The organism is Amycolatopsis sp. NPDC047767 (assembly GCF_040704195.1).
In the GTDB taxonomy this organism is placed as follows: Bacteria; Actinomycetota; Actinomycetes; order Mycobacteriales; family Pseudonocardiaceae; genus Amycolatopsis.
The window spans coordinates 66,583-80,532 of record NZ_JBEYSJ010000004.1 but is presented as its reverse complement, the minus strand read 5'-3'; the positions used below and the strand labels follow the sequence as shown (position 1 = coordinate 80,532).

12 protein-coding genes are annotated in these 13,950 nt (G+C 70.4%); 6 read left to right on the top strand and 6 right to left on the bottom strand.

All coding sequences use genetic code 11. The features are described 5' to 3' along the window. The first annotated feature begins 25 nt into the window (after positions 1–25). Positions 26–2,323, top strand: a complete 2,298-nt coding sequence (locus AB0878_RS09125) for an aminotransferase class III-fold pyridoxal phosphate-dependent enzyme (RefSeq protein ID WP_366578051.1) — start codon at positions 26–28, stop codon at positions 2,321–2,323. 64 nt (positions 2,324–2,387) lie between these two features. Here the strand turns inward: AB0878_RS09125 and AB0878_RS09120 are convergent, their stop codons facing one another. The 4 genes from AB0878_RS09120 to AB0878_RS09105 all read right to left on the bottom strand — a co-directional run bounded on the left by AB0878_RS09120 (position 2,388) and on the right by AB0878_RS09105 (position 6,466). After that, on the bottom strand, positions 2,388–3,863 hold the full coding sequence (locus tag AB0878_RS09120) for a serine hydrolase (RefSeq protein ID WP_366578050.1): 1,476 nt from the start codon (positions 3,861–3,863) through the stop codon (positions 2,388–2,390). A gap of 33 nt (positions 3,864–3,896) precedes the next feature. Then, the gene (locus tag AB0878_RS09115) at positions 3,897–4,679 is read right to left on the bottom strand and encodes an amino acid ABC transporter ATP-binding protein (protein ID WP_366578048.1); all 783 of its coding nucleotides are present in this window, start codon (positions 4,677–4,679) and stop codon (positions 3,897–3,899) included. A gap of 2 nt (positions 4,680–4,681) precedes the next feature. Beyond that, complete coding sequence (locus AB0878_RS09110) at positions 4,682–5,461, bottom strand: amino acid ABC transporter permease (RefSeq protein ID WP_366578046.1); 780 nt, start codon at positions 5,459–5,461, stop codon at positions 4,682–4,684. Between the two features lie 168 nt (positions 5,462–5,629). Next, positions 5,630–6,466: an alpha/beta hydrolase gene (locus tag AB0878_RS09105; RefSeq protein WP_366578044.1), complete on the bottom strand. Its 837-nt coding sequence runs from the start codon at positions 6,464–6,466 to the stop codon at positions 5,630–5,632. A gap of 254 nt (positions 6,467–6,720) precedes the next feature. Here AB0878_RS09105 and AB0878_RS09100 point away from each other — a divergent pair, with 254 nt between their 5' ends. Continuing rightward, positions 6,721–7,386 (top strand): GntR family transcriptional regulator, encoded by a 666-nt coding sequence (locus AB0878_RS09100; RefSeq protein WP_366578042.1) that lies wholly within the window; start codon positions 6,721–6,723, stop codon positions 7,384–7,386. 6 nt (positions 7,387–7,392) lie between these two features. On the opposite strand, the gene AB0878_RS09095 is transcribed toward AB0878_RS09100, so the two are convergent. After that, positions 7,393–8,298: a cyclase family protein gene (locus AB0878_RS09095; RefSeq protein WP_366578040.1), complete on the bottom strand. Its 906-nt coding sequence runs from the start codon at positions 8,296–8,298 to the stop codon at positions 7,393–7,395. Between the two features lie 87 nt (positions 8,299–8,385). Between AB0878_RS09095 and AB0878_RS09090 the strand changes: the two genes are divergently transcribed. Both AB0878_RS09090 and AB0878_RS09085 read left to right on the top strand, forming a co-directional pair. Beyond that, positions 8,386–8,946, top strand: coding sequence for a GDSL-type esterase/lipase family protein (locus tag AB0878_RS09090; RefSeq protein ID WP_366578038.1), 561 nt, complete (start codon positions 8,386–8,388; stop codon positions 8,944–8,946). 146 nt (positions 8,947–9,092) lie between these two features. Next, the gene (locus tag AB0878_RS09085) at positions 9,093–9,959 is read left to right on the top strand and encodes an ABC transporter substrate-binding protein (protein ID WP_366578036.1); all 867 of its coding nucleotides are present in this window, start codon (positions 9,093–9,095) and stop codon (positions 9,957–9,959) included. A gap of 29 nt (positions 9,960–9,988) precedes the next feature. On the opposite strand, the gene AB0878_RS09080 is transcribed toward AB0878_RS09085, so the two are convergent. Further along, entirely contained in the window at positions 9,989–10,711 is a 723-nt protein-coding gene (locus AB0878_RS09080) for a hypothetical protein (protein ID WP_366578035.1), read from the bottom strand. A gap of 396 nt (positions 10,712–11,107) precedes the next feature. Between AB0878_RS09080 and AB0878_RS09075 the strand changes: the two genes are divergently transcribed. Then, positions 11,108–12,346: a threonine synthase gene (locus tag AB0878_RS09075; protein ID WP_366578033.1), complete on the top strand. Its 1,239-nt coding sequence runs from the start codon at positions 11,108–11,110 to the stop codon at positions 12,344–12,346. Between the two features lie 82 nt (positions 12,347–12,428). Beyond that, the gene (locus AB0878_RS09070; protein ID WP_366578032.1) at positions 12,429–13,949 is read left to right on the top strand and encodes an ABC transporter substrate-binding protein; all 1,521 of its coding nucleotides are present in this window, start codon (positions 12,429–12,431) and stop codon (positions 13,947–13,949) included. Position 13,950 lies beyond the last annotated feature (1 nt).

Genomic DNA, 13,950 nt, shown 5'->3' with positions numbered 1-13,950 from the left:
CTCCGCCGAAAGGAAGCTCCCCCGCATGACCACCGCCACCGGCATCTTCGCCGAGCCGGCACCGAAGTTCTCCCCCGAGGGCCTTCACGCCGTGCTCCGCGAGCACTGGGCGCTCACCGACCCGGTGCTCGAGCCGCTCGACAGCGAACGCGACCTCAACGTGCTCGTCGACGGCCGGTTCGTGCTCAAGATCTCCAACCCCGCCGAGCAGGCCGACGTCGTGGACATGGAGACCCGCGCACTGGAGCACGTGCACGCGGCCGACCCGGAGCTGCCGGTGCCGGAGACGGTCGCGACCACCGCGGGCGAACCCGTCGCGCGCCCGCGGGACGACGCCGGACGCGAATGCCTGGCCCGGCTCATCACGCTGCTGCCCGGTTCACCGCTCGAAGGCGGACCGCTCGACGCCGGTCTCGCCGAGCAGGTCGGCGCGGTCGCCGCGCGCGTTTCCGTGGCGCTGCAAGGGTTCTTCCACCCTTCGGCCGGCCGGACACTGATGTGGGACATCCGGCGGATGCCGGAAGTCCTGGCGGCGGCCGGAATCGCGACCGGGCGGCTGGGCGAGCTCGCCGAACGCGTCGCGCCCGCGCTGGCCGCCACGGCCACGCTCCCGGCGGGGGTGCAGCACGCCGACGTGACCCTCACCAATGTGCTGGCCTCGCGCGCGAGCGTGACCGGCGTGATCGACTTCGGCGACATGCACCACACGGCCGCCGTCGCCGACCTCGCCGTGACGCTGACCTCCGTGCTGCGCCTCAGCGGCGGCGACGCGGACCGCCTGTGGCGCCTGACCGACGCCGTGCTGCGTGGCTACCAGCGCCACCGCTCGCTGTCCCCCGCCGAGGTGGCGGTGCTGGGTGAGCTCGTGATCGCGCGCCTGCTCACGACGCTGGCGGTGTCGGCGACCCGGCGGGGACCGCACGCGGACAACCACCGCTACATCACGCAGTACGACACCAACAGCGAGCAGGCGCTGGAGCTGCTGTCGGCGTTGTCCGTGCGCGAGCTCGCCGACCGCTTGGCGCGCCTGGCGGGCACGCGGGACCTCACGGCGGCGATCTCGCCGGACAGCCTCCCGGCGCGGCGCGCGCAGGCCATGGGCGGCAAGCTCGCCCCGCTGTTCTACCGGCGGCCGCTGGAGATCGTGCGCGGCGAGGGGCCGTGGCTCTACGCCCGCGACGGCGCGCGCTACCTCGACGCGTACAACAACGTCGCGGTCATCGGCCACACGCACCCCGCCGTGACGCAGGCGGTGAGCCGGCAGCTGGCCCAGCTCAACACGCACTCGCGCTACCTGCACGCGGGGATCGTCGAGCTGTCCGAACGCATTCTCGCGACGATGCCGGCGCCGCTCGACACGGTCCTGTTCACCACGTCCGGCACCGAGGCCAACGAGCTGGCCTGGCGTCTGGCCACCGAGTACACCGGCGCGGGCGCGGCCGTGATCGCCGAGCACGCCTACCACGGGGCGTCGAAGTGGATGGCGGACCTGAGCTCGAACGAGTGGCCCGCGGGCTACCGGCCGGCGCACGTCGCGACGTTCGAGGCACCGCACGGCCCGGCTCACGAGCTGACGGAAACCGTTGCGGCCGAACGGATCCGCCGGGCGGACGAGACCCTGCGCGCCGCCGGGGAACGCCCGGCCCTCGTGCTCGCGGACTCGCAGTTCACGTCCGAAGGCATCCTCGACGTGCCGGGCGAGTTCGTGACGGGCCTGGTCGCGGGCGCGCACACGGCGGGCGCGCTGTACCTGGCCGACGAGGTCCAGTCGGGCTACGGCCGCAGCGGTCCGCAGCTGTGGCGCTTCCTGCTCGCCGGCGTGACCCCCGACCTCGTGACGCTGGGCAAGCCGATGGGCGCCGGCTACCCGATCGGCGCCGTCGTGACGCGGCGCGAGATCGCCGACGCGCTCGCGGGCAGCTACGAGTACTTCTCCACCTTCGCCGCCACTCCGGCTGCGGCCGCGGCCGGCCACGCGGTGCTCGACGTCCTCAGCCTCACCGACCTGCCCGCCCGCGCCGCCGCGACGGGCACGTTCCTGCGGGAGGGCCTGCGGGCGCTGGCCGCGGAGGAACCGCTGCTCGGCGAGGTCCGCGGCACCGGGCTGCTCGCCGGCGTCGACGTGCTCGGCTCGGGCGCGTCGACGTCCCGCGAAGTCACGCGCGCGCTCGTGTCGGAGCTGGTCGGGCAGGGCGTGCTCGCCGGCTCCACCGGCCCGCGCGGTGACGTGCTGAAGGTGCGCCCGCCGCTGGTGTGGGAGGACACGCACGTGAGCCAGTTCCTGGAACGGCTGCGGCGGGCGCTCGCCGCGTTGCGGGCCTGACCAAGTGAAACCGGCCGTGGGGTCCGCCGTCGGTGCGGCAGACCCCACGGCCGGGGCCGGGGGATTACTTGCGGAGCTCGCCGCGCGCCGGCGGCAGGGTCGTCGGCCCGGAGTTGACGTTCGTGGCGTGGCCCACGGTGACCCCGGTGCCGTCGAAGGTCAGGTCGAGCCGGTCGACGAACGGCGACTCCAGGAAGTGCCACGTCAGGTGCAGCTCGTCGGCCGACCACCACTGCCCGGCGGCGAGGACGGCGGCGGTCGGGTCCTGGTAGGAGTGGTGCAGGCGCCACACACTGACGCCGGTGTCCTGGCGCGTCCAGGTGCCCACGCCGTGGTCGATCGGGTGCCGGCCCAGCTCGTCCTCGACGACGACGTGCACCGACCCGTCGCGGACCTCGACCGCCAGCGACACGAGACCCTGCTCGTTGGGCTCGAAGTCGTACGTCGCCGTGAACCCGGCCCGCTGCAGCGCGGCACCGACGGTTTCCGGCTCCCGCACGCGATCCACCCACGCGGCCAGAGCGTCCACTTCGGACTGTTCCCGGGCCGGGCTCTCGAAGGCCGCGGTGAACGCGGACCGCAACATCCCCGGCAGGTCGTGGTAGCTGCCGTCCCCCATGGCGCCGGTGATCACGACGACCCCGTCGTGGTGCGGGAAAACCATGCACTCCTGGCCGAAAATGCCGGAAGCGCTGTAGATCCCGGCCTCGGTGGTCCAGAACTGGTAGCCGTACCCCTCCTCGGCGACGACGTCGGGCGCGGGCGGCACGAGCTCCTTGCCGTTCCACTCCCCGCTGATCGCGCGGCGCACGTGCAGCGCCGAAGCCTTCTGCACCCAGCCGGCCGGCAGCACGCGGGAGCCTTCCCACACGCCGTCCTGCAGGTGCAGCACGCCGAACTTCAGCAGGTCGCGCGGGCGCAGCGAAAGCCCGTTGCCGCCACTGGACACGCCCTCGGGGTCGCGTTCCCAGGTGTAGTCCGTGATCCCGAGCGGGTCGAACAGCCGGGGCCGCAGGTACTCGTGGATCGCCTGACCGGAGACCTGCTGCACGATCGCCGACAGCACGTGGCTCGTGGTGCTGCTGTAGGTGAAGTTGCGCCCCGGCAGCTCGACCACGGGCTCCTCGAGGAACTCGTCGACCCAGCCCGTGCGCCGCAGCCGTGTGGTGGCGCCCGACAGTCCGCGCGCGTGGCCCGTGCACATCGTCAGCAGGTCGCGCACGCGCATGCGGCCGAGGTTCTCGCTCGACTCGCCGGGCAGCCGGTCGGCGAAGAAGCCGACGACCGGATCGTCGAGGGAGAGCAGGCCCTCGGCCTCGGCGAACCCGACAGCCGCGGACGTGAAGCTCTTCGTGGCCGAGTGCACCTTGTGCCGCAGGCCGGGTTCGTGCGGCCACTGCCACAGGTCCAGCACCGTCCGCCCGTGGCGGTGCACGAGCAGGGAGTGCACGCGCATCCCGCGCTCGGCCATGGTCTGCAGCAGGGTGTGGACCGGGCCCGGGTCGAACGTCGGCGCCGGGTCCTCGAAGGCGTTGCTCATGCTCACCGTTCTCGTGCGGAAACTCTTACCGAATCACAAAACTTGCGAAAGGAACGACTTCAGCCGCGGCGTGCGCGGGTCGGTCAGCAGCTGCCGGGCCGGGCCCTCCTCGGCGATCACGCCGCTGTCCACGAACAGCACGCGGTCGGCGACCTCGCGGGCGAAGTTCATCTCGTGCGTCACCACCATCATCGTCATCCCGGACGCCGTCGCGAGGTCGCGCATCACGTCGAGCACGCCCTTCACCAGCTCGGGGTCGAGCGCCGAGGTCGCCTCGTCGAACAGCATGATGTCGGGCTCCATCGCGAGCGAACGCGCGATCGCCACGCGCTGCTGCTGCCCGCCCGACAGGTGCGAGGGCCGCGCCGACGCCAGCGCCCGCAAGCCGACCTTGTCCAGCTGCTGCAACGCGCGTTCCCGCGCTTCTTCGCGCGACATCTTGCGTACGCGCCGCAGCGCGAGCGCGATGTTGTCCACCGCGCTCTTGTGCTGGAACAGGTTGAAGTGCTGGAACACCATGCCGGTGCGCGAGCGCACGGCGTTGAGGTCCACCTTCGGGTCGGTGATCGTCTGCCCGTGCAGCCGGATCGTGCCCGACGTCGGCGGGGACAGGAGGTTCACGCACCGCAGCAGGGTCGATTTGCCCGAGCCCGAGGCGCCGATGAGGCACACGGTCTCGCCGCGCGCGACCGTTGCCGACACGCCCTTGAGCACCTCGACGGCACCGAAGGACTTGCAGATGTCGACCAGCTCGATGGCGGGGACCTCGGCCTTCGCCTCGTCCGCGGCCTCGGGAGACGTCGTGACCTGGTTCATCTTCACGCTCCCGCTTCGAATCCGGTGGCCCCGACGGGGATCAGCGGCTGCGGCGTCGCGGCCGGGCCGCTCCCGCCGCTCGCCGGGCGGCGGCCTTCCCGCAACCGCTTGTCGAACCAGTTCACCAGGTGCGTCAGCGGCACCGTGAACACGATGTAGACCAGGCCCGCGGCCACGAACGACGACGAGTTGTACGAAATGGACTGTGCCTGCTGCGCGATGAAGTACAGCTCGCGCTCACCGACGGCCAGGCCGAGCAGGTACACCAGCGAACTCTCCTTCACCGCCACGATGAACTGGTTCGCCAGCGCCGGCAGCACGTTGCGGATGCCCTGGGGCACCACGACGAGCAGCTGCGTGCTCAGGTGACTCATCCCGAGGCTGCGGCCCGCCTCCGCCTGGCCGGGCGGCACGCTCTGGATGCCCGAGCGGAAGATCTCCGCGATGTAGGCCGCGTTGATCAGGCCCACGGCGAGGATCGCGTAGCCCATCGGCGACTGGCCGAACAAGCGCACACCCGCCGACGGCAGCCCGATGCCGATGAGGCTCACCGTGACGATGGCCGGCAGGCCCCGGAACACGTCGACGTAGACGCGGGCCGGCATCCGCAGCCACCAGCGCGTGGAGATGAGCAGCATCGCCAGCAGCAGGCCTACCACCAGCCCGAGGACCAGCGCGAGCGACGCGATGATCAACGTGTTGCGCAGGCCCTCCCCGAGCAGCGAGGGCAGGACGGCGAGGATCTGGTGGATGTCGAAGAAGGAATGCAGGAAATCGCCCATGGGACCAGGTGTCCTTACCTCGGTTCGGCCGCGGACCGCGGGAGTGCGCGCGGACCCGGGCTCAGCGGGGTCGGCGACGGTACCGGCCGGCAGGTCGTCTTATAGACTATAACTGTGACGTGGCGCTCACGGTAGCAGGTTCGACAAGATAGTCAACGGCTGAAGTGTTCACTTCACACGGTTCGCGAGCAGGCCGGCGAAGAAGTCCTGGACCACGGGGATCACCCGGCTGCCCTGGTGGGCCACCCCGGGCACCACGTCGAACCGCACGGAGAGCCCGCTGCGCTCGAAGCTGTCGCGCAACGTCTCGATGCGCTCGATGCGCGTGCGGCCGGTCTTCTCCACGCCGTCCATCCAGTTCGGACCGCCGGCGTTGTTGATCTCCCACGTCTCCACGTCCGCGGAGCCGACCACCATCTGCACCGGCACGCGCCGCAGCGCCGCGAGGTCGAGCTCGATGCCGAACTTCTCGCGGAACCCGCCGGTGCCGAGCCACCACGGCAGCGAGTCGTCGAGCTGCGTGATGCGGCCCGGCGCGCCGATCGAGATGCCGGCGAGGCGGCCGGGGTGGGCGTAGAAGAACCGGTGCGCGAACTGCCCGCCGCCGGAGAAACCGTGCAGGAAGAAGGTTTCGGTCTCGGTGTTGAACTCCTCGCCGACCTCTTCGACGATGTGCAGCAGCTCCTCGTCGAAGCGGATCCCGTCGTACTCCAGGAACTTGAAGCTGTGCAGCTCGCGCCGCTTGCCGATGCCGGCCGGGAACAGGGGCGCGAGGATCACGCACCGGTGGCGGGTCGCGAAGTCCGCCCACTGGTCGCGGTAGCGCTCGGCCGAGCGGCCGGTGCCGTGCTGCACCACGACCAGCGGCAACGGGGCGGCCTCGGGTGTGTGGTCGGTCGGCACGAACAGCCCGTAGGACAGGCGCTGGTCGTGGCCGGAGGCGAAAAACGGGGTCGCGCCGACGAAGTGGGCTCCCTGCGAGTCGGGCTCGGTGGTGGTGGTCATGGCCGGTGGGGACTCCTCGGTGTTCAGGGGACGGGCACGAGCGGTGTGCTACGGACGAAAACGATATAGGCTATAAACTCGACGAAGGGCTTCTGGACCCTGTGTGATGCGACAACTCCGGCCGGGCGGACCCACGAGGTCGCCTCGTCCGGCCCGACAGGATGCAGGCCGCAGGCCACAGCCTGCCCACCGAGCGGGAGGGAGACCGATATCCTTGCGGTCCCCCTTTGCCCGCGGAGAGAGATGCCAGGCCGATGACCCACCCCCGCCCAGCCCTCACGAAGAACGCGTACGTCTACGAGGAGCTGCGCCGGCGCATCCTGGCCGGCGAGCTGATCCAGGGCCAGTCCATCTCCCAGGAGCAGCTCGCGGCGGAACTCGGCGTGAGCACCACTCCCCTGCGCGAGGCGCTGCGGCGGCTCGACGCCGAGGGGCTCGTGACGATCGACGCGCACCGCGACGCCCGGGTGAGCCGGCTCAACGCCGAGGAGGCCCGCAGCCTCTTCGAGGTCCGCGAACGCCTCGACCCGCTGGCCACCAAGCTCGCCGCCGCGCGCCGGACCGACGCCGACATCACCGCGATCGAGTCCGCGCTCAAGGACCTCGAGCCGCTGAGCACGTCCACCGGCTTCGATTCGCTGCTCGTGCACCGCGCGTTCCACCGCAGCATCTACACGGCCTCGCACAACCCGTTGCTGATGACGCTGCTCGAAGGACTCTGGGACAAGGCCGACCGCTACCGGCTGATCGGCCTGCAGTCCAAACCGGACTCCCCGGCCGACCAGGAACGCGTGCGGCGCGAGCACGTCGAGATCGCCCAGGCCGTGATCGCGGGGGACGCCCGCACGGCCGAGCGGACCATGAAGAAGCACGTGCTCGGCAGCCTCGGCCGCCGGGCGATCGCCGCGCTGGAGGCCTGAGCGCGCTCACAGCAGCGCCAGCGGGTTGGCCGGCGAACCCGTCCCGCCCTCGACCACGAGCGGCGCCACCACGAAGAGGAACTCGTGACGACCTTCCTCGGCACACGCGGCAGCCAGCGGTTCGAGTGCGCAGTTGTCCACCACGGCCAGCCCGTAGGCGAAGATCGCGCCGTGCACGGTCCACGGCACTCCGCCGTCGTTCGGGGCGCGGTCGAGCATGTCCCACGCGAGCGCGGCGCAGTCGTGGTCGCGCAGGAACTTCAGGCAGGAGGCGTGCAGGCCCGGCCGGCTCGCCTCGGTGCCCCACGGCGGGTTCTCGCGGTCCCACGCGTCGCGTCCACAGTGGACGACCACGGCGTCGCCGGGGCCGACGGTGACGCCGTGCGCCTGGGCGATCGCTTCGAGCTCGGCTCCGTGCACCGGCCGGTTGAGCGTCACGTACGGCTCGCCGCGGAAGGCCGGCACGTCGAGCAGGACCCCGCGCGTGACGATGCCTTCGCGCCAGTGGTCCACCGAACCCCAGCGACTGCCTCGCGAGGTGAGTTCCACGTCGGGGTCGCGGCCCTGCCACAGGCCGCGCTCGTCCCAGACGTGGCACAGCGCGTCGACGTGGGTGGAGGCGACGCCGTGGTACTCGATGCCGTAGTAGTCACCGGAGATCCCGCCTGTGCCGCGGGGCGTTTTGGTCGTGTAGTGCGAAGCCGGACGCGGGTTGTCCGCGTTCGGCCGGGTCGGGAACGGCCGGCTCAGCGACACCGAGCGGCCCGAGCGCACCAGCTGTGCGGCTTCGGCCCGCTTGGCGGCGGTGATCAGGTTGACGGCGCCGACCTGGTCGTCGGCACCCCAGCGGCCCCAGTTGCTGCGGCCGTGGAGCTGCTGCTCCACTTCGGCGCGGGTCCAGTCACGCGCCACCGCTTCACCTCTTCCGGCTCGCCTCCGAGTGTTGGTATTTTCTAAGCGACAAGTACCAGATTGTCAACCGTGGAAAGGCGGCGACGAGTGAAGAAGATCGTCCTGTTCGGCGACAGCATGCTGGGCCGGTTCACCAAGCCCCGCATCGACCAGCTCGAAGCCGAGGCCGGCGACGTGGTCGTCTTCAACTGCGCCGCGGGCGGCTGGAAGAGCGACGACGGCGCGCGCCGCGCGGCCACGATCGCCAAGACCGAGCCGGACGTGGTGGTGTTGTCCTTCGGCGCCAACGACTGCGCACCCGACCGGCTGGTGGAGCTCCACGCGTACACCGAGAACCTGCGGGCGATCGCCGATGCCTTCGCCCCGGCCACGCTCATCGGGTTCCTGCCGCCCTCGATCGAGGAGATCGACGGCGTCGGCAGGCGCGGACGCACGAACGCCGTGCTCGACACGTACCGCGAAGTGCTGCGCGAGGTCGTCTCGGCCGCGAACTCGGTGGACACCGACGCCGCGGTGGCGCCGCTCGTCGCCGCCGGAGAGCCGGTGCACGAGGACGGTCTGCACCTCACCGGCGACGCCTACCGGCTCGTGATCTCGGCGCTCGCCGAGCGCATCGCCGCCGTCGGAACCGCCTCCGACCTGCACTGATCTTCCCGAAGACGCCGTGGTGAAGCCGGCACTACACGTCGTTGACGTTCTGAAGTTCTATAGCCTATAGTTCCGCTCCATCGTCAGCGCTCCCCGCTGTCCCCGCTCTCCCCTCCCCTCCCCTCCTGGTCTGGCGAAGGAGACCCATGAACCGACTTCCCCTGCGGCGCGCGCTCGGTGCGCTCGGCCTCGCCGCACTCACCGCCGCCTCGGTCACCGCGTGCGGCGGAGGCGACTCCGCGGCCGGCGACGACTTCGGTCTCGCGCAGCCCGGCACCATCACGGCGGCGGTCACGGCGGGCGACTACCCGTTCGTCTCCCCCGACGCCAGCGGCAAACCGGTCGGCTTGCTCGTCGACCTGAACAACCTCATCGCGGACCGGATGCACCTCAAGATCGTCTACAAGACGACCACCGTCCAAGCCGGACTCCCCGGTCTCACCAGCGGTCAGTACGACCTGATGTCGGTGGGGCTGGTCGCGAGCGACGAACGCAAGAAGAGCGTGGCGTTCACGAAGCCGATCTTCTGGGGCCAGAACGTGGTCGTGGTGCCGGCGAGCTCGACCGCGAAGTCCATCCCGGACCTCGCCGGCAAGCGCGTGGGCGCCGGCGCGAACAGCACGCAGGAGGACTTCGCCAAGAAGAAGATGACCACGTCGCAGCTGGTGTCCGAGGCCACCGACGGCGCGGGCGTGAACCAGCTGCTCGCGGGCAACCTCGACGCGATGGTGCTCGGCTCGACGCACGTCGGGCAGATCTTCACCGAGCACCCGGGCAAGCTCAAGGTCGCGCTGACCTCACCGCAGGACCAGCCGGGCGCCGAGGCGGTCGGCAAGAAGCTGACGAAGTTCCTCGACGCCTACAACACGGAGCTCACCGCTCTCGCGAACGACGGCACGTTCCTCAAGCTGTACCAGAAGTACTTCCCGAACCTGCCGTACCCGACGCAGATGTACCAGTTCTGGCCGTCGATCCAGCAGCAGATCGAGAAACAGGGCAAGCCGACCCCGTAGCCGGGGCCCGTCCGGTGTCCGTCACCCGCTCAGCAGGTGACGGACACCTTCGCGCCGGCCTTGAACGACACGTGCACGTGGTCGAAGTGGTTCGCGGTGGGGCTGCCGCGGTCCTCCATCGGCTCCCAGCCGCTGCCCATGTTGATGCGCTGGCGCCAGATCACGTACGTCACGCCGAACTCGCCCTGGTGGGCCAGCACGTACGCGGCGAGCGCGTTGCCGGTTGCGGTGTCGACCATGAAGTCGAGCGCGAGACCCGTGGGGTGGTCACTCGCGCCCCCTCGGCCGGCGCGGCCGCCGACGGAGCTCACCTTGAACTTGGTCAGGATGTGGTTGCCCACCTGGGCCGCGCCGGGCTGCGCACCGGCCAAAGTGGACGAACACGCCTTACCAGCGGACAGGGTCTTCGTTGCCGCGGGCGGGGGTTTCGGCTTGGTCTTGGCGACCGGCTGCTTCGTCGTCGGCTTCGGGGACGCGGCCGACGTGCCGGGTACGGACGTGCTGGGGGTCGTCTGGGTCGCGCTGCTCGGCGTCGGGCGGCTCGGCGTCGTGCTGTCCGGCACGGGGACGCCGGACAGCGAAGCGCTCGACTGCGGAGCGCTGAGGGCGAGGCGGTCGGCGGCCGAGACCTGCCCACCGCCCGGGGTAGTGCCCGTCAGCCACACGAGGGCGACCAGTCCGAGGGCGGCGAGCACGCCGGCCCCGACTGGCGGCCGCCACGACAGCGACCGGGAGCGATGTCTTCCGGACATCCTGGTGCACCATTTTCTTCGCTCGGGGAACGCGCGCCGCGAATTCGGGGGATACGGCGCACGCAAAGCCGCCCCGACATTACGAATCGGACACGGGAAAGTCACTTCCGAGTGATTGTCCGCACAGATCAACACCGATCGATGCAGGTCAGCCGTGAGGTCAACGTTCCGGCTACCCGCCATTGACAGAACCTCGGCCGCCATTCCGCGCGTTGCCGGTCACGATGGGCGAGCCCGCCGTCGCGCATTCCGGCGAAGCGCTTTCCTTGATCACCGGTGCGCGGCCGAGCAGGGCCGGCAGAGCTTCGGAACCGATACCGAAGAGTGGTCCCGGTTGACGAACCGCCGTTTTGGATCCAAACTCTCGGGGATTCCGACCCGACGCATGGAGGCGGCATGACGTTCTCGTTCCTCAGTCACCTGGAGTGTTCCCGGACCGGAGACCGGTACGAGGCGGACCAGGTGGCCGGCACGTCGGCCGCGGGCGCGCCGCTGCTCGCGCGCTACGACCTGGAGCGGGTGCGGGAAACGGTCACCCGCGAGGACATCGCGGCCCGGGAACCCAGTCTCTGGCGCTACCACGAGGTGCTGCCGGTGCGTTCGCGCGACAACATCGTGAGCCTCGGCGAAGGCCTGACTCCCCTGCTGCCGCTGCCGAACCAGGGCAAGCAGTCCGGCGTGCCCAAGCTGCTCATGAAGGACGAGGGCCTGGTGCCCACCGGGTCGTTCAAGGCCCGCGGTGCCGCCGTGGGCGTTTCGCGCGCGGCCGAGCTCGGCGTTCGCGGCGTCGCGATGCCGACCAACGGCAACGCCGGTGCGGCCTGGGCGCTCTACGCCGCCCGCGCCGGAATGGACAGCCTCATCGCGATGCCCGACGACGCCCCCGCGATCACCATGAAGGAGTGCCTCGCCGCCGGCGCCGAGCTGTACCGGGTGGACGGACTGATCGGCGACGCGGGCAAGCTCGTCGGCGCCGCCGTGGCCGAACGCCAGGGCTACCAGGACGTGTCCACCCTCAAGGAGCCCTACCGGCTCGAGGGCAAGAAGACGATGGGCTACGAGATCGTCGAGCAGCTCGGGTGGCGCGTGCCCGACGTGATCCTCTACCCGACCGGTGGCGGCGTCGGCATCATCGGCATCTACAAGGCCCTGCTGGAGATGCGGGAGCTGGGCTGGATCTCCGGCGACCTGCCCCGGCTCGTCGCCGTGCAGGCCACTGGCTGCGCGCCGATCGTCGAGGCCTTCAAGTCCGGCGCCGCGGAAAGCACCCTGTTCCCCGACGCACGCACCGTCGCCTTCGGCATCACCGTGCCCAAGGCGCTGGGCGACTTCCTCGTGCTGGACGCCGTCCGGGCCACCGAGGGCACCGCGATCGCGGTGACCGACGACGAGCTGCTGGCCGCCCAACGACGGCTGGCCACGCTGGAGGGCGCGTTCATCTGCCCCGAGGGCGCGGCCTGCTTCGCGGCACTGGACCAGCTGCGCGAATCCGGCTGGGTCAGCGAGGACGACGAGGTCGTGGTCCTCAACACCGGCGCCGGAATCAAGTACCCCGAGACCGTGGAGGTCGACGCGCCGCTGCTGGCGAAGACCGACGCGATCCCCGCCCGGGGAGGCATGTTGCGCGCGCGTTAACCCTGCGCGCAGGCCTTTGCCGCCTCGATTGGATCTGATCTGATGTCCCCACCTCAGCAGCCGATCTGACAGGACCGAGCCCATGAACCGACGACGTTTCCGTGCGGCGCTCCTCCTGGCCACCGCCCTCGCCCTGGGTGCCGCCTCGTGCGGCATTCAGCCGGCGAGCGCGGGCCGTGGCCCCGGCACGATCACGATCGACACTGCCAACTACCCGTCCACACTGGACCCCGGCAAGCAGTACGACACCGACACGTACTCGGTGTACCGCAACATCTTCGACCAGCTGCTGCGCCGGAACCCGAAGACGAACGCGGTCGTGCCGTGGCTCGCCACGAAGTGGCGGCAGACCGATCCGCTCACCTGGCGCTTCACCATGCGCCCCGGCGTGACCTTCAGCGACGGCAGCCCGCTCACCGCCGAAGACGCGGCGTACTCCATCAGCCGGATCCTCGACAAGAAGTTCGGCAGCCAGCAGTACGCGAACTTCTCCGTGATCGACAAGGCCACGGCCGACGGCGGCGACCTCGTGGTGCACACGTCGGTCCCCTCCCCCACGCTGCTGAGCTACCTGACCACGCTCTCGGTGGTGCCGAAGTCCTACGTGCAGCGCGTCGGGGACAAGCAGTTCGCCGTGAAGCCGATCGGGTCCGGCCCGTTCGTGCTGCAGTCGGCGACGGCCGGGTCAGAGGTCGTGCTCACGGCCAACCCGAAGTGGTGGGGCCCGCCCACGCAGATCCGCACGGCCGTGTTCCGCGCGGTGCCGAACGTGGCCAGCCGCGTGGCCGACCTGCAGTCGCGCAAGGTCGACCTCGCGACCACGCTCACGCCGGACGCCGCCGACCAGATCCGCCGCGACCCGACGCTGGCGATCCTGTCCACACCCACCGAGCGCGTCGCCTACCTCGCCTACAACACGATCAAGGGCGGTGCCACCAACGATCCCCGCGTGCGCAAGGCCATCGCCGAGGCGATCGACTACGACGCGCTGATCAAGAACCTCCAGCGCGGGTACGCCAAGCCGATCAACTCCATGGCCACGCCGCTCGCGTTCGGCTACGACAAGTCGTTGCCGGACAATCACCACGATCCCGAGGACGCCAAACGCCTGCTGCAGGAAGCGCACGCGGTCGGCGCGAAGCTGGTGATGGCGACCTCGCCGTCGTTCGACCCGCAGGTGGTGCAGGCGATCCAGGGTGACCTCGCCGCCGTCGGGCTCCAGGTGGAGATCCAGAACAGCGACCAGGCGACGTACCTGAAGAAGGTGCAGGACCCGTCGCACGAGTGGGGCTCGATCCGCTTCGGCAAGTGGTCGTGCTCGTGCCTCGACTCCGACGGCGTGATCTACCCGCTGTTCCACACCGGCGAGATCTGGAGCTCCTACAGCAACCCCGCCTTCGACAAGATCGTGGAGCAGGCGCGCGAAACGATCGACCCCGCGCGGAGGACGGAGCTGTACTCGCAGGCGTTCGAGCTGCTCAACCGCGACCTGCCGGGCATCGGTCTCTTCCAGGCATACGCGGTGTACGGCGCGAACTCGCGTCTGCAGTGGACACCCGACGCGTCGGAAAGCCTGTTCCTCGACCAGATGAAGGTGAGCTGAC